The sequence below is a fragment of the Agromyces sp. P2_B3 genome (genome assembly GCF_056404815.1).
On record NZ_JBFUDH010000016.1, the window covers coordinates 17,119 to 38,864 of the forward strand.

General features: G+C 70.9%; 24 protein-coding genes. 16 read left to right on the forward strand and 8 right to left on the reverse strand.

Features of this window, described 5'->3' with window-relative positions:
- Positions 1–19 precede the first annotated feature (19 nt).
- Together AC1DZA_RS17135 and AC1DZA_RS17140 are read right to left on the reverse strand one after the other, a co-directional pair.
- The gene (locus AC1DZA_RS17135) at positions 20–1,159 is read right to left on the reverse strand and encodes a hypothetical protein (RefSeq protein WP_476773650.1); all 1,140 of its coding nucleotides are present in this window, start codon (positions 1,157–1,159) and stop codon (positions 20–22) included.
- 81 nt (positions 1,160–1,240) lie between these two features.
- Positions 1,241–1,879: a thermonuclease family protein gene (locus AC1DZA_RS17140; RefSeq protein WP_476773651.1), complete on the reverse strand. Its 639-nt coding sequence runs from the start codon at positions 1,877–1,879 to the stop codon at positions 1,241–1,243.
- Positions 1,880–1,919: 40 nt separating this feature from the next.
- Here AC1DZA_RS17140 and AC1DZA_RS17145 point away from each other — a divergent pair, with 40 nt between their 5' ends.
- Positions 1,920–2,189 (forward strand): hypothetical protein, encoded by a 270-nt coding sequence (locus tag AC1DZA_RS17145; RefSeq protein WP_476773652.1) that lies wholly within the window; start codon positions 1,920–1,922, stop codon positions 2,187–2,189.
- A gap of 32 nt (positions 2,190–2,221) precedes the next feature.
- Here AC1DZA_RS17145 and AC1DZA_RS17150 read toward each other — a convergent pair whose 3' ends face one another.
- From AC1DZA_RS17150 to AC1DZA_RS17160, 3 genes are all read right to left on the reverse strand, one after another.
- Entirely contained in the window at positions 2,222–2,758 is a 537-nt protein-coding gene (locus AC1DZA_RS17150) for a single-stranded DNA-binding protein (protein WP_476773653.1), read from the reverse strand.
- Entirely contained in the window at positions 2,758–3,162 is a 405-nt protein-coding gene (locus AC1DZA_RS17155) for a hypothetical protein (protein ID WP_476773654.1), read from the reverse strand. Before AC1DZA_RS17155 ends, AC1DZA_RS17150 begins: the two co-directional genes overlap by 1 nt.
- Before the next feature lie 233 nt (positions 3,163–3,395).
- On the reverse strand, positions 3,396–3,626 hold the full coding sequence (locus tag AC1DZA_RS17160) for a hypothetical protein (RefSeq protein ID WP_476773655.1): 231 nt from the start codon (positions 3,624–3,626) through the stop codon (positions 3,396–3,398).
- 444 nt (positions 3,627–4,070) lie between these two features.
- Here AC1DZA_RS17160 and AC1DZA_RS17165 point away from each other — a divergent pair, with 444 nt between their 5' ends.
- The 14 genes from AC1DZA_RS17165 to AC1DZA_RS17230 all read left to right on the forward strand — a co-directional run bounded on the left by AC1DZA_RS17165 (position 4,071) and on the right by AC1DZA_RS17230 (position 17,137).
- Positions 4,071–4,355, forward strand: a complete 285-nt coding sequence (locus AC1DZA_RS17165; protein ID WP_476773656.1) for a hypothetical protein — start codon at positions 4,071–4,073, stop codon at positions 4,353–4,355.
- Positions 4,352–5,341, forward strand: a complete 990-nt coding sequence (locus AC1DZA_RS17170; RefSeq protein ID WP_476773657.1) for a CHAP domain-containing protein — start codon at positions 4,352–4,354, stop codon at positions 5,339–5,341. The genes AC1DZA_RS17165 and AC1DZA_RS17170 overlap by 4 nt, the downstream gene beginning before the upstream one ends.
- On the forward strand, positions 5,338–7,059 hold the full coding sequence (locus tag AC1DZA_RS17175) for a hypothetical protein (protein ID WP_476773658.1): 1,722 nt from the start codon (positions 5,338–5,340) through the stop codon (positions 7,057–7,059). The genes AC1DZA_RS17170 and AC1DZA_RS17175 overlap by 4 nt, the downstream gene beginning before the upstream one ends.
- The gene (locus AC1DZA_RS17180) at positions 7,056–7,535 is read left to right on the forward strand and encodes a hypothetical protein (protein WP_476773659.1); all 480 of its coding nucleotides are present in this window, start codon (positions 7,056–7,058) and stop codon (positions 7,533–7,535) included. Before AC1DZA_RS17175 ends, AC1DZA_RS17180 begins: the two co-directional genes overlap by 4 nt.
- Before the next feature lie 77 nt (positions 7,536–7,612).
- Positions 7,613–8,131, forward strand: a complete 519-nt coding sequence (locus AC1DZA_RS17185) for a DUF6668 family protein (protein WP_476773695.1) — start codon at positions 7,613–7,615, stop codon at positions 8,129–8,131.
- A complete protein-coding gene (locus AC1DZA_RS17190; protein ID WP_476773660.1) occupies positions 8,128–8,430 on the forward strand; it encodes a hypothetical protein in 303 nt (100 codons plus the stop codon). The genes AC1DZA_RS17185 and AC1DZA_RS17190 overlap by 4 nt, the downstream gene beginning before the upstream one ends.
- 125 nt (positions 8,431–8,555) lie before the next feature.
- The gene (locus AC1DZA_RS17195; RefSeq protein ID WP_476773661.1) at positions 8,556–9,176 is read left to right on the forward strand and encodes a DUF8175 domain-containg protein; all 621 of its coding nucleotides are present in this window, start codon (positions 8,556–8,558) and stop codon (positions 9,174–9,176) included.
- Entirely contained in the window at positions 9,128–10,663 is a 1,536-nt protein-coding gene (locus AC1DZA_RS17200; protein ID WP_476773662.1) for a hypothetical protein, read from the forward strand. The genes AC1DZA_RS17195 and AC1DZA_RS17200 overlap by 49 nt, the downstream gene beginning before the upstream one ends.
- A 10-nt stretch (positions 10,664–10,673) precedes the next feature.
- Positions 10,674–12,155 (forward strand): SCO6880 family protein, encoded by a 1,482-nt coding sequence (locus AC1DZA_RS17205; RefSeq protein WP_476773696.1) that lies wholly within the window; start codon positions 10,674–10,676, stop codon positions 12,153–12,155.
- Position 12,156: 1 nt separating this feature from the next.
- Positions 12,157–13,719: an ATP/GTP-binding protein gene (locus tag AC1DZA_RS17210; RefSeq protein WP_476773663.1), complete on the forward strand. Its 1,563-nt coding sequence runs from the start codon at positions 12,157–12,159 to the stop codon at positions 13,717–13,719.
- Positions 13,716–15,572, forward strand: a complete 1,857-nt coding sequence (locus tag AC1DZA_RS17215; RefSeq protein WP_476773664.1) for a type IV secretory system conjugative DNA transfer family protein — start codon at positions 13,716–13,718, stop codon at positions 15,570–15,572. The genes AC1DZA_RS17210 and AC1DZA_RS17215 overlap by 4 nt, the downstream gene beginning before the upstream one ends.
- Entirely contained in the window at positions 15,569–16,369 is an 801-nt protein-coding gene (locus AC1DZA_RS17220; protein ID WP_476773665.1) for a DUF4913 domain-containing protein, read from the forward strand. The genes AC1DZA_RS17215 and AC1DZA_RS17220 overlap by 4 nt, the downstream gene beginning before the upstream one ends.
- A gap of 145 nt (positions 16,370–16,514) precedes the next feature.
- Positions 16,515–16,736, forward strand: a complete 222-nt coding sequence (locus AC1DZA_RS17225) for a type II toxin-antitoxin system VapB family antitoxin (RefSeq protein WP_476773666.1) — start codon at positions 16,515–16,517, stop codon at positions 16,734–16,736.
- Positions 16,733–17,137: a PIN domain-containing protein gene (locus tag AC1DZA_RS17230; protein WP_476773667.1), complete on the forward strand. Its 405-nt coding sequence runs from the start codon at positions 16,733–16,735 to the stop codon at positions 17,135–17,137. The genes AC1DZA_RS17225 and AC1DZA_RS17230 overlap by 4 nt, the downstream gene beginning before the upstream one ends.
- Positions 17,138–17,228: 91 nt before the next feature.
- On the opposite strand, the gene AC1DZA_RS17235 is transcribed toward AC1DZA_RS17230, so the two are convergent.
- Genes AC1DZA_RS17235 through AC1DZA_RS17245 form a run of 3 tightly spaced genes read right to left on the reverse strand, consistent with a single transcriptional unit; the run spans position 17,229 to position 20,877 of the window.
- Positions 17,229–18,212: a hypothetical protein gene (locus tag AC1DZA_RS17235; protein ID WP_476773668.1), complete on the reverse strand. Its 984-nt coding sequence runs from the start codon at positions 18,210–18,212 to the stop codon at positions 17,229–17,231.
- An 11-nt stretch (positions 18,213–18,223) separates the two neighbouring features.
- A complete protein-coding gene (locus AC1DZA_RS17240; protein WP_476773669.1) occupies positions 18,224–20,404 on the reverse strand; it encodes a relaxase/mobilization nuclease domain-containing protein in 2,181 nt (726 codons plus the stop codon).
- Positions 20,401–20,877, reverse strand: a complete 477-nt coding sequence (locus AC1DZA_RS17245; protein ID WP_476773670.1) for a plasmid mobilization protein — start codon at positions 20,875–20,877, stop codon at positions 20,401–20,403. The genes AC1DZA_RS17240 and AC1DZA_RS17245 overlap by 4 nt, the downstream gene beginning before the upstream one ends.
- Before the next feature lie 196 nt (positions 20,878–21,073).
- Here AC1DZA_RS17245 and AC1DZA_RS17250 point away from each other — a divergent pair, with 196 nt between their 5' ends.
- Positions 21,074–21,379: a hypothetical protein gene (locus AC1DZA_RS17250; protein ID WP_476773671.1), complete on the forward strand. Its 306-nt coding sequence runs from the start codon at positions 21,074–21,076 to the stop codon at positions 21,377–21,379.
- Positions 21,380–21,746 lie beyond the last annotated feature (367 nt).

Here is a 21,746-nt window from a genome sequence, read left to right on the forward strand (position 1 = left end):
GTGAACGACCCGTAGTTGGTCATGCCACAGTTGCCGTTGAGGTGGTTGGTCCCGTGCCTCGCGGCGATCGCCGCGTTCGCTTCCGCCCACGTGTACGGCGCGGGGCCGCCTCTTCGCCCCCACCACCACCGGGGTTGGAGCCCCCACCGCCGGGGTTGCTACCGCTACCGGGGTTGCTGCCGCCGTTGGGGGTGGTGGGTCGGGTCTGGCCGGTCTTGGGGTCGGTGTACGTGGTGGCGCCTGAGGCGAGGGCGGCTTGCTCGGCGGCGGCCGCGGCTTCCGCGGCACGCTGCTCCTCGACGGCGGTGTGCGAGGCCTGCACGGCGTTCGCGGCGGTCACGTACCCGGTCAGTGGTCCGGTCAGGGGTTTCTGGACGGGCCGGTGGATCGGGTGACTGTTCAGGGTCTCGGCGATCTGGGCGACGGTGACGGTCAGGGCGTCCTGCTCGGCCTGCCCCGCCGATGGTGCCGCGGCTGCGATCGCGGCCGCGGCCGCGGGGACGGTGCCGGCGACCTGCCCGAGCGCGGCCTCGAGGTCCGCGACCCGGGCTGCGACGGTGCCGGTCCGCTCGTGCATGACCGCGGTGTCCTCGTCCAACCCGGTCGCCGCCGCACCCACCTTCTTCCGGTCCGCTTCGATCTGCGCGGCGCTCATGTCCTCGGTGAACACCCGGGACACCTCCGTGGCCGGTACGACCTCGAAGGTGGGAACGAAGCCGGCATCGGCGTCCACGTCACCATGCCCCTCGAGGACGGCCAGCACACCAGCCAGCGGAACCGCGACCCCTGTGAGCGCGTCCCCGTCGACGTACCCGGCCGCGTCCACGCTCAACACGGTCACCGCCGTGTGCAACGCGGACGCCGCGTCCAGGTCCTCGAGCAGCCCGAGCACCGCGGCCCGGTTTCGGATCTCGGCCATGGCGAGTTCGTGCACGCCGTCCCGCGCGTCGGTGAGTGCGGCCTGATGGGTCGCGTCGGTGATCAGGACCGCCCCGGTCGTGGCGCCGCCGAGGATCACCGCCATGGCGGCCGCGGTGGCCAGGACCATGCCGCGGTGCCGGTACCAGGGCCGCTCCGGCATCCCGAGCGCGCCCTTCACCCGCCGGCCCGGCGGGACCACATCCGCGGGCGTCTGGGGCGGGGGAGTCTGGTCAGTCATGGTCAAACCTCTTTCAACAGAAATACCAGTGTGTCAGCAGGGTGCGACATGGGGTCCGGGGGAGCGGGCGGGTGACGCCGGTCAGCGTGGGCAGGCGCCCCAGAGGCCGGTGCGGTGCTCGGCGGCGATGCCCTGGGTGCTGCGAAGGAACTCGTCGACGTCGGTCGGGGCATCGGTGTAGTGGGTGCCGTAGCCGCCGCGGATCAACTCAGACGAGACGAGCAGCGGGGTCGCGGTGCCGTTCGGGAGGTGCACGTGCCGCAGGGCCCGACCGTACCGGTCCCTCCCGGGCTGGATCGAATCGACGGTGAGCTGCACGGTGGTGCCGGCGGGGAGCAGGGCGGTGAGGTACGCGGCGGCTTCCGGGCCGTAGCAGCCGACCGGCTGGAACGGATGCTTGGTCTCCGGGGTATCCACCCCAAGGATCCGCACCGTCACCTCCGCCCCGGCCTCATCCACGACGATCGTGTCGCCGTCGACGACCCGCACGACTGTCGCCGACGTGGCCTGGGCGGGTGCCGGGTCCGCCGGGCCGAAGAACTGGCCGATGCTCGGCATCGAGGGCAGCACGTCGGTCGCCCACGCCATCACCGCCGCCCCGGTGAGACCCGTGAGCGCCGTCACCGCGGCCGCCGCCTGGGCGACCCGCAGCGTACGGCGCGGCAACCGGGACACGGAACGGATGAGACGGCGCGTGCGGCGGCGCGGATAGCGAGACATTGGGAACCTTCCTTGCACAGTACTCGGTACCGTGCGCTTGATGACCGTATCGGATGTTTCAGTGACCTGCAATACCGGGTACCGTGGCGGGGTGGGTGACAACGAATTGGACCGGGTCCGAGAAGCGCAGCATGTTCTCGACACCATCGATGCGGAGCGGGCCGCGGCACTCGGTGTACGCGACGCGCGGATCGGTGAGGCGCTCGACGCCGGACACACCTGGGTCGAGGTGCAGGCGGTATCCGGGCTGAGTATCCGAGGGTTCCGGCTCGCCGTCGGCCGGTACCGGTTGACCCGACAGCAGCCGTAACAGACGGGCGCATCTCCCGGCACAGGGGAGCGTTAGAACGGGGTGTCGTCGATCGGCGGGATCGCGGTGCCGGGTTGCCCGGGAAGGGCCGTCTCCCACTCGCTCGTCACGTCGGCTGGTGCTGGTGCTGGCGGCGTGCTGCCGGCCCGCCAGTCCGCCGGCGGCGCGCCGGTGCCAGCCGCACCACCGGGGCCGCCGCGGTGCGACTGGGCACGTGTGACGGTGACGGTGGCGTACCGCAGGCTGGGACCGAGTTCGTCGATCTCGAGCTCGACGGTGGTGCGCTTCTCGCCTTCCTTCGTGACGTAGGACCGCTGCGTGAGCCGCCCGGTCGCGATCACCCGGGATCCTTTCGACAGGGACGCGTTGATGTGCTCGGCGTGCTCACGCCACACGCTGCAGCGCAGGAACAGCGCTTCGCCGTCTTTCCACCCGTTGGCTTGACGGTCGAAGCTGCGCGGGGTCGACGCGATCGTGAAGTTCGCGACCGCGAGCCCGGACTGCGTGTACCGCAACTCCGGGTCCGCGGTCAGGTTCCCGACGATCGTGATGATGGTCTCGCCGGCCATCAGCGGTCACCGTCCCGGGGAGCGGAGACGAGGCGGGCGGGAATGGCGTCCGCCCGCTGTATGTGGCGCTCTTCGCGGATGATCCGGCTGAAGTCGCGGATCACCGTCATGATGCAGAGTGCGATCGCCGCGCATCCGGCGATGCCCATGATGAGGGCCGTGAGTAGTTCCGTGAGGGCGGCGTCCGTCGTCGATGCCGTCTGGAACGCCCGGATGATCAGCACCAGGTCGTGACTGATCGACGGTGCGAGGAACAGCACCCCGATGCAGACCACCAGGATGACGGCGCATCGGATCGCGACCCGGTTCGCGGACCGTTCGACGATGCGTTCGGAGCGACGCAGCGACGACCAGCTCCGAGGCGCACTGCCTGGGGAGTGGGTGGTGGGCTTGGGTTCGGTCATGGTGTTGCTCTCCTATTCGGTGGGATCGGTCTGCGATGAGTGCTGCGCCAGTCGGCGCCGCCAGTGTGCGAGGTTCCGGGACTGGGTGTCCTGCCGCAGCGTCAGCGGGGTCCCCGCCGGCGGATGTTCGGCGACCGCGGTCTCGTACCGGGCCACCATCGCCCGTGCTAGCCGCACGTCGCCGTGCTGGGCTCGCGCCGCCCGAGCACGCATCGTCGTTGTCGTGGGCGGGGTCATGGCTGCCCGCCCTGGGGTGCGGTGTTCGTGGTGGTGCGGCGGAGCAGGTTGAACTTCCGGTAGCTGCCCTCGATCGGGTTCTCCATCGTGTTCGCCGCGACGATCACCCACCCCGCGCCGACGAGCGCGGTCATCTCCGCGTCCCACCCGGCGAGGAGCTGCCGTTCCTTGGCGACCAGTTCCGGGGTGGCCGGGTGTAACGGGATCGGGTCGGTGCAGCGGGTCATCTCCGCCGCCGGACCTACGGGCGGGGCAGGCACCAGGTGCAGGGCACGTTTCCGGCGCGGAGCGGCGGCGTTCATGCGATCAGCCCGGATCGGCCGGCAAACGGTACACGACAAGTCATCAGTGGTCCCTTTCAAGACGGTGGGGTGCTTCCACCTCATAGATGCGCCCGCGTGCGCAGCACCTACTGCGCAGCCCACCGCATCTATAGGACGAAGGAGGTCACGATCATGCTGAAGCGTGGAACGGGTACCCGGCGGGTTCGGGTCGTCCTCGGTGCGGCCGGAGTGGTGTTGCTCGGCGGGTGCGCGAGTCCCGCGGCCGGCGCGGACACGTCGGCACCCCAAACGGCCTCACCGGCCCTGGAGCCGGCCCGGCAGGCACCGCCGGTGCCGGAGTTGTCCGCGGAGCGGGCGGCACTGGCGTTAGAGACTGCGGACGCGGTGATGACCCGGTTCGTGCGCGGTGAGCTGCCTGCAGCCGAGTGGGCGGCGGGGTTGTATCCGCTGCTGACCGAGGCGGCGGGTGCGCTGATCGCCCGCACCGACCCGGCCCTGGTGCTCGCGACTGCGGTGACCGGCGTCCCGCTCCTCAGGGTGGACTCGACCGGGGCCGGGGCGGTGCTGCAGGTGCCCACCGATGCCGGCCTCTACACGCTGCTGCTGCTCTGGGACGAGCGGGGTGGCGGGTGGCGTTGCGACCGAATCGCCCCGGCCGAGGGTGCCCGGTGAGCGTCGGCGCAGGCGCGGCCGGACTCGGCGGGCTCCTGGCCGCCGGGTTCGCCGCGATGCTGCTGATGGGCGCTGCCGGCACTACCGCGAGTTGCGGGGAACCGGCCGGGCGGGTGGACCCGGGCGGGCTGCCCGCTGAGGTGGCCGGGTTCACCGGGGTGCAGTTGACCAACGCGGCCGCGATCATGAACGCCGCCGCCGATGCTGGGCTCGGGTCGGATGCGCAGCTGCTCGGGGTGATGACCGCGATCGGTGAGTCCTCGCTGGTGTGCGTGGACCACGGCGATACCGCCGGCCCGGACTCGCGGGGCTGTTTCCAGCAACGCGACAACGGCGCCTGGGGCAGCTACGAGGACCGGATGGACCCGTACACGGCCGCCGGATCCTTCTACCGGGTCCTCGTCGCCGTGCCCGGCTGGCAGGCCCTTCCGCCCTCGCATGCGGCGCACGCGGTCCAGCGCAACGCCAACCCGGACCACTACACGACGTTCCTGCCCGCCGCGCGGGAACTCGTCACCGGGCTCACCGGCACCCGGCCCGGCTGCCCGGCCCGGGACGCGGGGGATGACTACCCATGGCCGGGCAACGCGGTCGAGGCGGACGGCGGCGGGCTCTCCCCTTTGGGCTACTACTACCGGGAGTGCGTGGATTTCGTCGCGTGGCGGCTGAACCGCGACGCCGGCACCCCGAACCCGTTCTCGTACACCTGGGCGAACCTGACCCCGCTCGGCGGGGACGCGAACGCATGGAAACGCAACTGGGACGCGCACGGCTGGGCCACCGGGCACACCCCTGCCGCGGGCGCGGTCGCCTGGTGGGGCACCGGCCGGTACGGGCACGTCGCCTACGTGCACGCGGTCAACCCCGACGGGACGGTGCTGCTCGAGGAGTACAACTGGGGCACCCCGAAGCACCGGTACGGCACTCGCACCGTCGCCGCGACCGATGTGGACCTGTTCCTCTACGCCCCGGGGGACGCCCGATGAGCACTGTCACGATCACCGCGTTCCCGGCATTCACGTTCACCCCGGACCCTGACGGCGCCACCGGCCGTCTCACCGCGAACAGCACCGCCCGGCCGGTCGCGGCAGCCACCCCAGCGCAGCTGCGCGCCGGGGTGATCGCCCACTGCGCCGCCACCGCCGCGCGGCTGGACCGGCCGGTGCTGCTCACCGTCCACGGCCGGCCGGCCGTGCGGCTCGCGGTGTGGCCCGACGCGATCGTCGCCCCGCTGGGCCCGGACGGGACCGCCACCCGCCCCGCCGGCACCCCCTCCGCCCTGACCAGCAACTGCCGGCACTGCGACACCGAGCTGCCCGTCCGGGCCGCCGGTGAGATCTGCCGCCACTGCCACGGTGAAAACCCCCTGGCCGTCCACACCGTCGGCGACGACCTGCCCGGCACCGCTGACCAAGACAACAACGACAACGACAACGACGCCACCGTCGACCGTGACGGCAGCGGCCGCGCTGATCCAGCGGGGGCGGCGACACCGGCAGCTGGGGGGCCGCACCTGGCGCGTCGGGACTGGCCGGCGCGGTGGCGCCGTCGGGCGTTGATCGGGCTCGGGACGTGCGCCGCCGCCGCGGTGGCGGGGCTGCTGTGGTGGGGGCCCGACGCCGCACCGCCGGCCGCACCGACGACGTCGACGACACCGACACCGATACCGACACCGACCGTGGCGCCGGCGGTGGCGGTGGCGTCGCTGCCGGGCTGGACCGACACCGCGGCCGCACTGCTCGAGCTGCCCGGTCCTGCGAACCGTCCCGCGGTGCTGCTCCCGGGCGGCGACCTGCTCGCCCTGGTCGCAGACGACACCGCGCTGCTCGTGGACACCGGCACCGGGGAGCGGGTCGACCAAGTGCCGCTCGGAACGTCAACACGGGAGGGCATGTACCTCGTCACCGTCGATGGGGCGGCAACGGTGATGACGTTCACCGCCGACACGATCCACCTCTGGGACACCACCACCCGCGCCCACCGGGAGGTCCCGGTGCCGGCCGGGAGCCGGGTCGGGATCCGGGGCGGCGCGGTGACGGTCACCACCGACAGCACTGTGCACCTGCTCACCGGTGCCGGGCTGGGCGCCGTGTCCGCGCCGGTTCCGGGTGCCGCCCTGCAGGACGTCACCGCGGACGGGATGCTGCGGTGGGCATCGGCACGGGGCAGTGTGCTGACCGCGACGCCGGCGGGGGACCAGATCGGCGCGGCCACGCTGACCGCCCCGGACGGGCACCCGATGCTGCAACGGTGGATGGGCACCGCCGGGCCCGAGCTGCTGGTCGCCTGGGCAAGCCCCGATGGATCCGTGCTGCTGGCCGCGCATCGCGGCGACGGCGCCGTGATCGGGGCGGCACCGTGGCCGGCCGGGCAGACCCTCACCGTGGTCACCCTGGCCGACGGGTCGGCGACACTCGCCGGTCCGCTGCTCGTGCACCACCGCACCGGCACCGCCGGCACCGCGCCAGTGACCGGCCCGCTCGCGGGCGTCGGGGCCGAGTTCTACGCGGCGACCCCGTCCGGGCCGGTGCTGCTCGGCGCGGACGGCACGATTCGGGCGGCGGGTATCCCAGCGGTGTCCCCGCATGGGCTGACCGCGGACGGGGCACTGGTCGCCTCGGACGCCACCACCGTGTACCGGTTCGCGCCGGTCAAGACGTCCCCGTCACCCGACGGGACACGAAAGGAAGAAGAACACGAATGACCAAACCCATCCTCGCCCGCGCGCTGGCCGCACCGGCGATCCTCGGCACGGCCGCGTTCCTGCTGCTCGGCCCGGTCGCGCCCGCCCAGGCAACCACCGACGCGACCACCCCAGACGCTGCGAACGTGGAATCGCCGGCAGCCGGTGACCCGACCGACCCCGACCAGCCAGCGCAGCCCGACCAGGGCCTCCCGGACCCGGAAGGCCCGGAAGAACCGGTCGACCCGGAGGAGCCGGTCGACCCGGACCTACCGGAGCAGCCCACCGACCCGGTCCCGCCGGCCCGCAACGACAGTGTCACACCGCCCGGCGGCGACACCGACGAGGGGCCCGGGTCCCGGAGCGGGACGAGCGGCCCGGCACAGCTGGCCGAGACGGGCCTCGACGGCGGGGTGGTGTTGGCGGGCGGGGTCCTGGTCCTCACCGGCGCGGCGGCGATCGCCGCTTCCGTGGCGCGTCGCCGTGCGCAGGCATGAGCGGGCACACCCTCGAGGACTGGCTCGCCGGCAGCACCCCGCTCCCCGGACACGCCGCGCCTGCTGTCCCGGTCATCATGCCCGCGGTGGAGTCCGTCCGTGGGGTTGCCCCGCATGCCGGGGTGACACCCCCGGATCCGGCGGTGCGGCTCCCGGCACGGGACGTGGCACCGGTTGACCGGCCGTGGCTGGTTGGGGTGACCGGGGGTGCCGGCGCGTCGACTCTCGCCGTGCTCCTCGGCTTGCCGGAATGCCCGCGGGCGTGGCCGGTCTCCGATGACCGGGAACAGGTGCTGCTGGTCGCCCGGAGCAACCATGCCGGGATCGCCGCGACCCGGACTGCGGCATCGGAGTGGGCGTCCGGGATTGCCGCGGTCGACGTCATCGGGGTCGTGTTCGTCGCCGACGCGCCCGGCCGGCTCCCGCCGCCCCTGGCCCGGCAGATCCGGATCACCGCATCCGTGCTGCCGCGGTCCTGGCGGCTGCCATGGGTGTCCGCGTGGCGGGCCGGCCCACCGGACCCCGACCGGATGCCCGCCGCGGTGTCCCGCCTCCGCATCGAACTGTCCACCATCACGAATGGAGCCCACCAATGAGCATCCTGCTCACCGCCCTCACCGACACGGTCGCCGCGGTCGCCGCGGACATCCCCCAACCGAACCCGAACCCGCCCATCCCCGAGGAGCTGAAGACGAAGACCAGTGATGTGCTGGGCATCGCGAAATGGGTCCTCGGGCCCGCCGGAGTGATCGGGCTGCTGATCTTCGCGATCCGGATGGCCGTGATCCACAACCGTGGTGAGGGCGACCAGCAGCTCGGCTCGTTCGGGAAGATCATGCTCGCCCTCGTGATCGGCGCGACCGCGGTCGGCATCGTCGGATTCTTCCTCACGTGAGCCGCCGCCGCAACCGCCCGGGGGTCTCGTCAGAGACCCCCGGGTCCCCGTTCACCAAACCCGGGTTCATCGTCTCGGTCGGCTTCATCGGCCTGATCGCAGCGACCGGGGTGATCCTCGCCGTCATGAACGTCACCGGCCCCGCACCCGCCAACCCCACCCCACCCGCAACCGCGCCGACCGCAACCCCAACCCCGGAAGCGGCAGCGGAGTCCGCTGGGTGCGGGCCGGACCGGGTGGACCTGGCCGGCACCCTCGACACGGCACCGGCGGCGGGGTGGGACTACCTCGGCCGGGTCCCGGTCCCGGTCGCTGAGGGGACCGGCCCGGGACGGGTGGACCCGGACGGGTACCGCGGCTGCTTTGCCCGCACCCCGGACGGGGCGCTGTTCGCGGCGGTGACCCTGTTCGCGATCGGCGCGGACCCGCACCTGACCCGCACGCACGCCGCCGCGATGTTCGCCGACGGTCCCGGGCGCGTCGAGTCGGTCGCTGCGGCCGCCGCCGCCGCGGACACCGCACTGACCGCGTCGTTGCAGCTGGCCGGGTTCCGGCTGCTCCGCTACGACGGCAGCACCGCCGAGTTCGAGCTGGCGTACCAGATCGGCACCGCGGGCCTGTTCAGCATCCCCATCGAAGTGCACTGGTCCCGCGGCGATTGGCGCTTCCCCGCCACCCCGGACGCGACGATCAGCCCGTGGCAGATCGCCACGCTCGGCGGGTACATCCCCTGGGCGGCGCACTGATGTGCGCACCGTGGGAAGTGGGCTGCTGGGTCGCTGAGGGCGCCGCGGCGGTCGGCGCGGAAGGGTTGAAGGCGCTCAGCGACGAAATGAACAAGGGCGCCGGGAAAGCGCTCGCATCGTTCGGGGTGGCGTGGACCCTGATCCCCACCCCCACCCTCACCGGCGGGGAGACGCCCGCCGCCGCGAACACCCCGACCACCGCGGTCACCCAGTTCAGCGACCTCCTCGGGGTCCTCGCCTGGGCCGGCGGCGCGATCGGCGTCGCCGCGCTGCTGATGTTCGCGATCCGCGCCGCGGCCGCCGGCCGGCGCGGCGACGGGGCGGAACTGTCCGGCCGGTTCGGGAACATCCTGCTCGGCGTGTTCCTCGTCGCCACCGCCACCTCCGTCGCCGGATTCGCGCTCCCCGCCGCACCCGCCGCCGCCGCGGGCGGCACCGTCGGGTTCCTGCAAACCGAACTCTGGTGGCTGACCGGCGGCATGGTCGTCCTGTCCGTGCTGATCGGTGCGCTGCGGATGATGTGGACCGCGGAGGCCAGATCCGGCAAAGAGCTCCTAAACGCGCTCCTGCGGGTGCTGGTCGTGTCCACCAGCGCCGTGTTCATCGTGAACATCACCGTGTCCGTGCTGGACACCGCAGCCGCCGCGATCCTCGGCGCCGCGACCGACGAGGACTTCGGCACCCGCGTCCTGGGCCTGTTCACCGTGGTCGGCTCCAACCCGATCGGGCTGATCCTGTCCTTCTGCGTCGCCGGGATCGCGATCTTCGCGTCCGCGGGACAGATGATCATCCTCCTCGCCCGCTACTTCATCCTCACCCTGCTCACCGGGATCTTGCCCCTCGCCACCTCGTTCACGATCACCGAGGCGGGCATGGCGTTGTTCAAGAAGACGGTGGGCTGGCTCGCCGCGTTCGGCGTGTACAAATTCGCCGCCGCGATCATCTATGCGGCCGCGTTCAAACTCATCGCCACCGACTGGGTCGACGAGGACGCGTTCTTGAAGATCCTCTCCGGGCTGACCGCGATGATCCTCGCGATCCTCGCCCTGCCCGCGCTGCTCCGGGTGTTCTCCACCGTCCTCGCCCCGCTCGGCGGCGGGAACAACGCCGGCATGATGCTCGCGTTCGCCGGCGCCGCCGGCGCCCTTACCGAGATGATCCCCGGCAAGCAGGGCAAAAGCGGTGACGACGCCGCCCCCACCGGCGCCACCGTGCCACCCTCAGCACCCGCCGCCACCCCCACCGTCCCGGCCGTCACGTCCGGGCACACCGGCGGCGAAGCAGCCCCAGCCGGCAATGCAGCAGCCGGGGCGGGCGGTAGCGGCGGCGGCGCCGCTGGCGGAGCTGCGGGTGGTGCGGCTGCGGCGGCCGGACCCGCCGGGGCCGTGATCGCGGGCGCAGAAGTCGCGAAACAGGCCGGGCAGGCGATGATCACCGGTGCGCAGAGCATCGCCGAAGACGCCGCCCCAGACGAGCAGAGCAACTGAGATGACGACCATGCAACCTGACCGGTTCGGGTGGTTCACCCGCCCGTCCACGCCGGGCATGTTCCGGCTCGGCACGATCGGCACCAGGGTGCTGTTCGCCGGGCTGATCATCGCCCTCACCGCGAACACCTTCGGCGGGCAGTTGCCCGCCGGGGTCGTCGTGGTCCTCACCGGGCTCGCGCTGTGGGGTGTGAAGTCCCGGGACCAGCACGACATGACCACCCTCGCCAAACTCATCGAACGGTACGGCTGGTGGGTGCGGATTCTTCGAAAGGAACCCACGATGCGGCAAAGCATCTTCAACCCCCGCAGTTGGGGCACCAACACGCTTCCCGGCGTCGCCGCCCGGATGAAGGCGTTCGAGGAACACGACGGGCACGGCAACCCGTTCGTGGTCCTCCAACTCGGCGCCCACTACGTGGTCGTGTTCACCGCCACCCCGATCGGTGGCGGCGACGTCGACCAAGCGCAGATCAACCAGTGGGTCGCGAACTTCGGCGAATCGTTGAAGCTGATGGCTGACCTGCCCGACCTGGTCCAGGCGCAGATCGTCATCGAGACCGCCCCCGACACCGAAGGGAGGATGCAGAAAAACGTGCGCCGCCGGATCCGACCCGGCGACGCACCCCCGTTCGCGGTGCAGGTCATGGACGAAGCCCTCGGCATGGCCGGCGACGGCGCCCCGCACGCCCGGATGTTCGCCGCGTTCACCTTCAACGCCAGCATCGGCAAGTCCGGGGCGCTCCGGCCCCGCCGGGAGGTGATCGAGGAGGTCAACCTGCGCCTGCCCGCGGTGACCGCCCAGCTGGCCACCGCGGGGCTCGGCGTGGTCCGCGCCCTCAGCCGGCAGCACCTGGCCGAGATGGTGCGGGTCGCGTACGACCCCGTCGTCGCCGGGTACATCGACGACGCCCGAGCCGCCGGCGACACCCCCGACATCGCCTGGGCCGAGGCCGGACCCACCGCACACGAGCTCGGCTGGGACGTGATGCGTCACGACAGCGGATACTCACTGACCGCGGTACAGACCGTCCCACCGCGGACCGGGATCACCGCGAATCGGATCAAGCCGCTGCTGGCACCCAGCCCCGACCTGGCCCGGAAACGCGTCGCGTTCCTCTACCAGCCCATCGACCTGGCCGTCGCCGAAGCGATCGCGGACACCGACCTGAACGCCAAGGAGAACCACGCCAAGGCCAACCCAAAATCCGCGGCCGCCACCCGCGACCTGCAAGCCGCCCGGGCGACCAGCGCCGACCAGGCCGCCGGCGCGGCGCTGGTCAACTTCGCCATCGTCGTCACCGTCACCGTCACCGACGAAGCCCGGGTGCCCGCCGCGCGGACCATGCTCGCCGACCTCGCCAGCCGCACCCGGGTCAAGCTGCGCCCCGCGTACGGCATGCAGGACGGCGCGTTCCTGCTGACCCTGCCGCTCGGGCTGGTCCCGGGACGGCACGTGCGCCTGTCCAGCGCCGTGCGAATGGAGCTCTGACATGTTCCAGAAACACCACCGCAAGTTCCACTCCAACCCCGCGAAACACCCCAACCCGAAGGTCCCAGCCGCAGCCCCGGCCCGACAGCCGGGGCGGCGCGGCTGGGCAGGCGAGGGTGGCGGGGCGATGACGACGTTCCCCGCGCCGCGGGAATGGCGGGGCACGTCCCGGCAGGTGTGCGGGCTGTGGCCGTTCTCCATCGGCGACGGCACCCCCATGGACGGGGTCCCGCTCGGCGACTCGTTCACCACCGGCGCATCGCTGGCCGATGACATGATGACCGCGTTCGAGCTCGGCAAGATCCGCGCCGCCGCGGCGCTGATCCTCGGCCTGAACGGGCTCGGCAAATCGAAACTGGTCCACCGGCTCTGCATCGGGCAGGCCGCGTTCGGGATGCTGCCCTGGTTCCTCGGCGACGTGAAAGGCGAACACGCCGAACTCACCAACCGTCTCGAGGGCATCGTGTTCCGGATGGGCCCAGGCCAAGGCGGCATCAACCCCCTCGACGTCGGCGCCGCCCGCGCCGCGATCACGGCGCTCGAAGCCGCCGGCCACCACCAGCTCGCCCGCGAGATCCGCGAATCCGCGCACACCCGCCGGGTCAGCATCCTCGCCGCCCTGATCAGCCTGGTCCGTGACGGTGCCGCACCGGAACCGCACGAGACCACCATCCTCGGCGCCGCGATCCGCCACCTCGACACACACCACCCCGGCGCCCCGGTGATGGCCGAGCTGCTCGCCCTGGTCCGCCACCCCACCGACGGGCTCCGTACCGCCGCCGTGGACCGCGGCTCGATGGACCGATACCGGGAGAAGACCGAGCATCTCGAGGAGGCGCTGGTCGCCCTCGACGCCGGCGGCCAGTTCGGTGACACCTTCGCCGGACACACCACCCTGACCCTCGAGATGAACAAGCCGGTGTGCTTCGACATCTCCGGCATCGACGACTCCCACCCCGCCCTCCGCGCCGCAGTGATGACCGCGATCTGGTCCTACGGGTTCGGCGCGATCGACGCGGCGAACGCCCTCGCCGACGCCGGCATCGCCCCGCAACGCAACTACCTCATCGTCCTCGACGAGATGTGGCAGGCGCTGCGCTCCGGCGCCGGAATCGTCGACCGGCTCGACGCGCTGACCCGCCTGAACCGGGCCCTCGGCGTCGCACAACTGTTCATCACCCACTCCATCTCCGACTTCTACGCCCTCGACAACCCCGCCGACATCCAGAAAGCCAAGGAGTTCATCAACCGCTCCGGGCTGCTGTTCATCGGCGGAATCCCGGACACCGAACTGCCCGGCCTGACCCAAGTCGTCGACCTGTCCGAACAGGAACGCGCCCGGCTGAAGTCCTGGAACCAGCCCGGACCCTACGACCCCGCCACCGGCAACTACGGCGACCCGCCCGGGCGGGGCTGCTTCCTCCTCAAAGCCGGCTCCGCACCCGGCATCCCGTTCCGGCTCCGGCTCACCCCCACCGAACGCACCCTCACCGACACCAACGCCCGCTTCGCGCACGGCAAACCCTCGTGGCCGTTGACACCCGACCCGGAGGTCGCCCCATGAGCACCAAGAAACGCGTCGTCTCCACCACCGCCCCCGCCACCATCATCGCCATCTGGGCCGGCGCCGCCGTCTTCACCCTCGCCGCGATCACCTGGATCGCCCTGATCGCCGGGTCCACCATCGAACAGGTCAACCCCGACCTGTCCCGCGACCCCGGCGAGTTCCTCATCGCCATCAAACTCCTCGGCACCGGACGCGCCGCCTGGCCACTCACCGCCACGATCATCCTGCTGCTCCTCCTCGCCGGGCTCGGCACCGCCGGCTGGAACGGGTGGCGGTGGTGGACCCGCGCGGGCAGCAAACGCACCCGCATCGACCCCGCCGGCAAACACCTCGGCAAAGGCGACGACGTGTCCTCGATCACGTTGCCCGCCGTGCAAACCAAAGCCGCCGAGCTCGGCATCAGCACCGAACTGCCCCCCGGATTCACCATCGGCGTCAGCATCTACGGCATCCCCCTGCTCGGGTCCTGGGAAGACACCCGGATCGTGTTCGCCGGACCCCGCACCGGGAAAACCACCTGCATGGCCATCCCCGCCGTGCTCGACGCGCCCGGCGCATGCGTGACCACCTCGAACAAACGCGACCTGCTCGACGCGACCCGCGACGTCCGCGCCGCCGGCGGCCGGCCGGTATGGGTGTTCGACCCGCAAGGCGTCGCGAACGAACCCGCGACCTGGTGGTGGAACCCGCTGACCTACATCCTCGCCGGCCGCCAGACCCGCACCATGGACGAACGCGCAGCGAAACTCGCCGCGCACTTCGCCTCCGGCTCCCGCGACCCGGGCGCCAAGGGCGACGCGCACTTCGACGGCGCCGGCGAACGACTCCTCGCGAACCTCCTCCTCGCCGCAGCACTCGCCGGGAAGCCGATCACTACCGTGTACGCGTGGGTGTCCATCGAAACCGACCCCGCCCCGGTGAACGCGCTCCGCGACCACGGGTTCAGGCTCCGCGCGAACGCCGTCGAAGGCCTGCAAGCCAAAGACGGCAAATACCGTGGCAGCGTGTACGCCACCGCGATCGAAATGGCCGCATGCCTGGCCATCGACCGGATCGCCGAGTGGATCACCCCCGGCGACACCGACCGGCCCGAGTTCGTGCCCACCGACTTCGTCACCGGCACCGGCACCCTCTACGCGCTGTCCCGGGAAGGCGGCGGCTCAGCCGGACCGCTCACCACCGCGCTGACCGCGATCGTCTGCGACGCCGCTGAGGAATACGCCACCCGGTGCGGCGGCCGCGTCCCAGTGCCGTTCATGGCGGTCCTCGACGAAGCCGCGAACGTGTGCGCCTGGCGGGACCTGCCCAAGCTGTACTCCCACTACGGCTCCCGCGGCATCATCCTCGACACCTACCTGCAGTCCTGGTCCCAAGCCGTCGGCGTCTGGGGCGACGCCGGCGCGAAAGCCCTCAAATCCGCGGCGAACATCGTCAGCTACGGCGGCGGCATCGACGAGACCGACTTCCTCGGCGACCTCGTGAAACTCGTCGGCACCCACTGGACCGAAAAACGCAGCGTCTCCGCGTCCCGGCAAGGCCGCACCGTGTCCACCCACACCGAGAAGGAAGACATCTTCGAGGTCGCCGACCTCGCCGCCTGGCCCAAAGGCCGCGGCCTGATCTTCTCCTCCGGGAACCGGGTCACCATCGCCCGGCTACTCCCATGGATGGCAGGCCCGCACGCCGAACAAGTGCGCGCATCCATCAACACCCACGACCCCCGCGCCACCAGCCGGCTCGCCCAGCTGGCCAAAGACGCCGAGGAGTTCATCGCGGCCGCCGACGACCCATTCCCCGACCTGCCCACTACTGACCCCACCGAACGTCTCGCCACCCGGGGGGCCGCATGACCGGCAGCACCGACAGCGGCGACACCCCCGACGACGACAGGGTCAAGGACCGGTACCAGTCCGCCGCAGACGAGCTGGCCTCGCAGGTGTTCGCCGGGATCTCGATCGAGGATCTCATCGAGAAACTCATCGGCGCCGCCATGGGGAAGACCCTGAAAGGCATCGCCGAGGAAGCGTTCGAGAACGCCCTCACCCCGGAAATGCTCGACAGCTTCGCCCAGCAAGCCGACGAAGCCGTCAAGAAAACCCTGAACCCCGAATCGGACGACGATCACGCAGCGGACGATGCCGAACCTGAACCGCCGGAGACGATCTACGGCTCGGTCGACGAGTTCGTGCGGGAGAAGATCTGCGAGCAGTACCGCCGCGCCGTCGGCGGCAGCACCGAACGAATCTGGCCCGCCCGATGGTGGACCTACCCCGAAGCCGTATCCCGCCTCGAAGCGCTCTGGCGGGCCTGGGAACACTCCCGCCTCGACGCCACCACCGGCATGAGCGTCTGGTGGCGCGACCACGCCGACCACCACATGAACATCCTCTTCGCCCCCGACGGGCCCTTCGCCGACAGCCGCGGCACCAACACCACCCGACCCGGCGAGCCACTCCCATACGAGGCACCACCCGCCGCGATGTTCCCCGACACCCGACCCAGCCGGCAACCGCGCACCCCGCCGGCGAAGACCCACCCCGCCCCAGCCGAGGACCTCGACGACGTCACCGCATGCACAGACTGCGGCTCCATCATCCGCGCCACCCAGCGCGCCTGCGGAGAATGCGGCCGCCCTCGCAATGGGTGAGGCCACGGTGGCCTGCTCAGGGTAGTCGCGGCGCTGCCGCCACCAGCGATATACGCGCTTCGGAGAGGTTCGTTCCGTTCCTCGCGGTGGCTTTCACACACCACCGGAATCTTATACACTGGCGTATATAAGGGAAGGAGTGGTCATGGCTATCACCTCAATCGACATCGACCAAGACGAGCTCAAGCAGGCCAAGCAGCTGACGGGGGCGAAGACGAACCGTGAGGCTGTCGATCTTGCCCTCCGGACCCTGATCGCGGTTCGCCGTCAACCCTTCGCCGTTGAGAGAATCATCGGCCGCAACTTCGAGTCGACCCAGATCGACGCGCCAACCATCACTCCCGTGTTCGTTCCTAACGCGTCGTGACGACGTACCTGGTCGACAACAGCATCTGGCAGAAGGCCGGCAGGAGCCCGGCCATCGCGCAACGACTTCGGGAAATCTCGCCCCACCACCTCATCATCACGTGTCCGCCTCAAGTTCTGGAGTACTGCCATTCCGCGCGATCTCAAGCAGAGTACGCAGAGCTAAGAGAGGACATGGATGAGCTGCTCGCGGCCTGGGCACATCCGACAGAGAAGGACGCTCTAGACATCCAACAGGCACTCTGGGATGACGGCATGCCGCGCGCTGCGGGAGCCTTCGACTGCCTCATCGCCGCGTACGCCGTGGCCAACGACGCCGTGGTCTTGAACTCTGACCACGACTTCAGCTACATCGAAATCGCCACCCGTGGAACGGTTCGCCAGGAGTACGTCGAGGAATAGCCACCCGTCGTCGCGCTGACGGCCCCACCAACTGCCTGGCACGACACCCGGCTCATCGCCGGGGACGACGCCGAACACCACCGCTGATCGCTCAAAGTGAGCGGACCCCGCGCGAGGCTCCCTTGCCGGTGCTGCCACGGGTACGGCGTGCCTTCGGTGCGCGCGCCGGCGCAGCCTGGACCGCCTCTGAGGGGTGCCGGCCCTGGTCAAGGTCGGCGAGCATCCGGCCCCGGATCACCCCCGCATCGACGGTGCTTTCCATGCTCTTTGCGAACTCCGCCCGCCGCTCGTTGGAGTCGTACCTCGCGCCGGCATCGGTGATCTGTTGTTCCGCGGCCGCGACGAACCGGTCACGGTCGGTGGCCTGCTCACGGTGGTTCGCGGCGGTCTCGTACAGGTGCGCCGCCTGCGGGAGGTTCGCGGCGGCCGTTCGCTCCTGCACGTCCGCTTCCGCGCGGGCTGCTTCGGCATCCTCAAAGCGTTGCATGTCGACTGGGTCGGCGCGTTCCCAGTCCACCCCCCGCTCGAGCTCCACCGCACGATCCCGGCTCTCGGCCGCGAACCGGTCCATCTCCGCGGCCTCGGCGAGGAGTAACCGTGCGGCCACCGCGTCCTGCTCGGCCTGCGCGCGGTTCGCCGCGGCCAAAGCCCGCTGCGACGCCGCGATCTCCACCTGCGCCATGATCCCGACCGGCGCCGCCCCGGACGCACCCAGATCCACCCGGTACGCCTGCTTGGCGTGCTCCGCGATCCTGGTCCGGGCCGCCTCGGCATCCGCATCCAACGGTGCCCAGCTCGCGGCGGTCTCGTACATGCGCCCCAAGTCGGCCGGGCTGGCAGCGGCCAACCACTTCTGGTCACCGACCGGCGCCAACTCCGCGCGAGCCAGCGCCCGCTCCACGTCGTACCGGGCCTGCACCTCACGGGCCCGCTGCGCGCTCTCCGCGGCAGCGGCCTGCAGCTGATTCTGCCGTAGCCGCACCAACCGTTCCGCGATCCGCGCCGCGACCATCAACGTGGTCCGTACCGCACCCTCGAGTGCGTCGTCGATGCCATCGCCGTCCCGATCCACCATGCGTGTTGCTCCTATCGTTCGTGATCTCGTCCACCGCGTTCCGGGACGTCCCGGCGTCGCGGCGCAGCGTTCGGGGGAGTCGCCCGCGGCCTCGGCTGCGGCGCCGATGGGGCGTCCAGCCGGGTCAGCCGGACCACCTCTTGCAGCTCCGGGCTGAGCTCCTCGACTGCCGCCCCGGACGCGGCCGGGTGGACGTCTTCGGGATGCGCGGCCGCCCACGCCGCCCGAACCCTCTCGTCCGCACCCGGTACCCCGCGCACGACCTGAGACTTCAGTTCCGTCGGCCCGCCCTGCCCACGCCGCACCCATTCCGCGGCCAGACTCGCCTCAGGGATCCGGCCCCCATCCGCGAGCGCCGTCTTCCAGTCCGCGACAAGTCTCGCCTGCGCTCCCGTGTCCGGGTGGGTATCGAAGGCCTCATGACTGGTCTCGACCCAGTACACCAGGTTGTCCGGGTGGTGCCGCTGATAGTAGGACGGCGCGTGCACCCGCATCCACGCCTGCGCCGCTCTCACGTCAGACTCGTCCACGATCGGCGCCGCCACCTGCGCATCACTGCGGCCGGCACCAGGCGTCGCTGGCCGGTCCCCGCCCCGCATGTTCACGCCACCGGACCGGTCCTCCCGCCTCCGGGTGACGGGCACGCCGAGGACCTGCACCCGCCCGTCACGGGTGCGCCCCGGGACGCCCGGCCCGACCTGGTACGCCGCGAACGGAACCGGCATCACACCCGCCCCAGCGGACACCCGGACCTGCTCCAAACGGGCGTGCACCCCGGCGGTCACCGCATCCGCCCGGCGCACCTCACCCGCGGCGCGGTGCATGTCGATGATCGCCTGCGTGAGCATCAGCATCTGCCGGGTGAACGCCGCGACCGCGACCCGACTATTGGCTGGTTGTCCGGCCTGCGCGAGGAGCATCGTGATGCCCGCCGCCGACGGCAACCCATCCGGCCTGGGACGGATCACCTGGCGCCGCACCTGCGCCGACGCCGCCAGCACATCCGACGCCGCCGCCAACGGCCCCGGCACCTCCTCAGCACGCCGCGACCACGCCGCCAGCGCCCCCGACGTCTCCCGCGCAACCAGCGCCCACGTCGCCCGGTCCGACACCGGCACACCATCCAAAGCCCGGCGCAACTTCACCAAGTCCGCCGTGTACGCCGGCCACGCATCCGCCGCCGGCGTGAGCGTCTCCCGGCCCCGCACAACCGGCGGCTTTCGCTCCTTCGCCGCCGTCCACTCGGCCACCGCGGCGGGCATCACCTCAGCGGGGCTCGCACCCCACCCGAGCCGCAACGCCGGCAACCCCAGATCGTTGCCGAGCTTCCCGCCACCAAACCACCCCGGGCGCAGATCATCGCCCTTCCGGGTCGGTCGCAACGCCACCGAATACCCGGTCACCTCCCGCGTCGACCCAGCCGCGAACCGTGGCCGCACCAGCACGCCCGCCTTCCGCAGCCGCCGCACGAACTCCGCCTCATCAACAGACGCGGCCGCGCACGCCCGCACCTCACGCGCCAACTCCACCCGGCCCGGCTCCGCCCGCCCCGCACGCGCCGCGAGCTCACGCTCACCCGGCTTGATCCCACGCGTGGAACGCTCACCGATGCTCGACTCCAACCGCGCCAGCCCGAACTTCACCTCAAGCTCCCGGCACACCGCCTGTGCACGCCGGAAGTCGTTATGCGTCGACGCTTTCGTGCCATCCTCCCGGACCAGCTGCACCGCGAGATGAATGTGGTCGTTGCCCGCCTTCGACGCGCCATGGTGCACCGCAACCCACCGGCACGGCGCCTTCCCGCCCGTCTCACTGAAGCCCATCCGGTCAATGAACTCGTTCGCGATCTCGCTCCACCGCTCATCCGGAAGCTGCCCTTCCTCCGCCGCGAGCGACAACGACACATGCCACATGTGCGCGTCCACCCGCCGCTCGGAAACCTCCCCATTCACCGGGTCGACGCTCCGCGCAATGCGGGTGATCTCCGTCCCGAACAACCGCCGCGGCGCGTCCAGGTCCCGCGCGATCGCCACCGCACCAGCACGATCCAACGGACCCACCCCATGCGACATGATCGTGGCCAGGTCTCCGCTGACCACCCGCTGACCACGATGCTCATTCGCCCGGCCCTCCCCCGCCAGGTACACCATCAACCCAGCCGCGTTCCCGCCACGCACCACGTTCGGAATCACGACGCGATGATCCGCTCAACAGCCTCACGAATCCGCGGTACCAACGCCCGGTACTCCGCGACCACCAACTCCGCCTCAGCCGGGAACTGGCCCTCCGAATTCGCGAACCGCGCCAACTGATTCGTGTTGTTCGCGATGTTCGCCAACAACCGCTGCACCGCCAACAACTCAGCACCGAGCGCCTTCCGATCCGTGACCGTCTCCACACGCGAATCCATCGCCGCCTCGAACAACAACCGCGACACCGTCGACCCAGCCAACACCGCCCGAGCCTCCAACTGCACCTGCTCCTCAGCAGACACCTTCACCGTGTACCGCTTCGCCCGCTTCTCCCGCACCCCACCCGCCACCGGGACCGGCAAATTCGCGCGCCGCTGCCGCCCGAACAACCCACCCGCACCCGAACCCGACAAACCAAACCCCCCAACACAAAAGCCCAGCGCAGCGACCCCGGAAACCGGGGACCACACCACAAGTGTGCCTCGACCAAACGCAACAGCGCGGACGACATGCGGGTTTGGTGCAACCAAACCTATAGCTTGCTCCGCCAGAGACTCCCGCGGAGCGGCTCACCGCCGTGCACCAGACCAGGCTGGGAGAACACCCACAAACCACACGGCTGGTATGTCAGTCGGCCAGTCCCGGGGTGGTGGCTCCTACGGTGGCAGGATGCACACCAGGCACGACATCGAAACCACCGCAGCAGCAGCCAGAGCACTCCTCGACGAACGCGTCGACGTCATCCGTGAACTCGCCACAGCGCTCGGGAACCTCACCGAACTCAGCCACCAGATCACCGCCGCCGAACGGGCACGCACCACCGCCTACCAAGCCGCGCTCAGCAAAGGCTGGACCAGCAAGGAACTCGCCCGGCTCGGCTTCACCGAACCCGGCCGCCCACCCCGCCAACGCACCCGCACCACGCCGCCCACCCATCCCAGCGAACCGGCAAACCCCACCACCCCGGACGCGTGACGCTCGCCCCCAATGGGCACAACCCTGACGGGTTGCACACAATGGGGACGACCTGCTTCCAAACGCACTCGCGTCTGCGGCCTCGCCCACAATGGGCACAGCTCAGAGATCTCCTCCGGTCTGACCTGCACCCAATGTGGACGACGGCCGAACCACCCTCCGGGCGGTGGCTCCGCCCCGGAAAGGACTCCGAGAAGCACCCCCCAAGCTGACACCACGCACACGCACACAAGGGCGGGCCGGCATCATGCCGGCCCGCCCTTGCTTGCGCAGTCAGAAGGTGATTCCTACCTCAACTTCGTCATCGTCTGCTTGGGTGGCGACGCAGAGGCACCACCACCCGCGCAGCTGTCACTCCACGATCAGG

Coding starts and splice junctions, on each gene's coding strand:
- AC1DZA_RS17135 (WP_476773650.1), bottom strand. CDS start 1,159: ATGACTGACCAGACTCCCCCGCCCCAGACGCCCGCGGATGTGGTCCCG.
- AC1DZA_RS17140 (WP_476773651.1), bottom strand. CDS start 1,879: ATGTCTCGCTATCCGCGCCGCCGCACGCGCCGTCTCATCCGTTCCGTG.
- AC1DZA_RS17145 (WP_476773652.1), top strand. CDS start 1,920: ATGACCGTATCGGATGTTTCAGTGACCTGCAATACCGGGTACCGTGGC.
- AC1DZA_RS17150 (WP_476773653.1), bottom strand. CDS start 2,758: ATGGCCGGCGAGACCATCATCACGATCGTCGGGAACCTGACCGCGGAC.
- AC1DZA_RS17155 (WP_476773654.1), bottom strand. CDS start 3,162: ATGACCGAACCCAAGCCCACCACCCACTCCCCAGGCAGTGCGCCTCGG.
- AC1DZA_RS17160 (WP_476773655.1), bottom strand. CDS start 3,626: ATGACCCGCTGCACCGACCCGATCCCGTTACACCCGGCCACCCCGGAA.
- AC1DZA_RS17165 (WP_476773656.1), top strand. CDS start 4,071: ATGACCCGGTTCGTGCGCGGTGAGCTGCCTGCAGCCGAGTGGGCGGCG.
- AC1DZA_RS17175 (WP_476773658.1), top strand. CDS start 5,338: ATGAGCACTGTCACGATCACCGCGTTCCCGGCATTCACGTTCACCCCG.
- AC1DZA_RS17180 (WP_476773659.1), top strand. CDS start 7,056: ATGACCAAACCCATCCTCGCCCGCGCGCTGGCCGCACCGGCGATCCTC.
- AC1DZA_RS17185 (WP_476773695.1), top strand. CDS start 7,613: ATGCCCGCGGTGGAGTCCGTCCGTGGGGTTGCCCCGCATGCCGGGGTG.
- AC1DZA_RS17190 (WP_476773660.1), top strand. CDS start 8,128: ATGAGCATCCTGCTCACCGCCCTCACCGACACGGTCGCCGCGGTCGCC.
- AC1DZA_RS17195 (WP_476773661.1), top strand. CDS start 8,556: ATGAACGTCACCGGCCCCGCACCCGCCAACCCCACCCCACCCGCAACC.
- AC1DZA_RS17205 (WP_476773696.1), top strand. CDS start 10,674: ATGCAACCTGACCGGTTCGGGTGGTTCACCCGCCCGTCCACGCCGGGC.
- AC1DZA_RS17210 (WP_476773663.1), top strand. CDS start 12,157: ATGTTCCAGAAACACCACCGCAAGTTCCACTCCAACCCCGCGAAACAC.
- AC1DZA_RS17215 (WP_476773664.1), top strand. CDS start 13,716: ATGAGCACCAAGAAACGCGTCGTCTCCACCACCGCCCCCGCCACCATC.
- AC1DZA_RS17220 (WP_476773665.1), top strand. CDS start 15,569: ATGACCGGCAGCACCGACAGCGGCGACACCCCCGACGACGACAGGGTC.
- AC1DZA_RS17225 (WP_476773666.1), top strand. CDS start 16,515: ATGGCTATCACCTCAATCGACATCGACCAAGACGAGCTCAAGCAGGCC.
- AC1DZA_RS17235 (WP_476773668.1), bottom strand. CDS start 18,212: ATGGTGGATCGGGACGGCGATGGCATCGACGACGCACTCGAGGGTGCG.
- AC1DZA_RS17250 (WP_476773671.1), top strand. CDS start 21,074: ATGCACACCAGGCACGACATCGAAACCACCGCAGCAGCAGCCAGAGCA.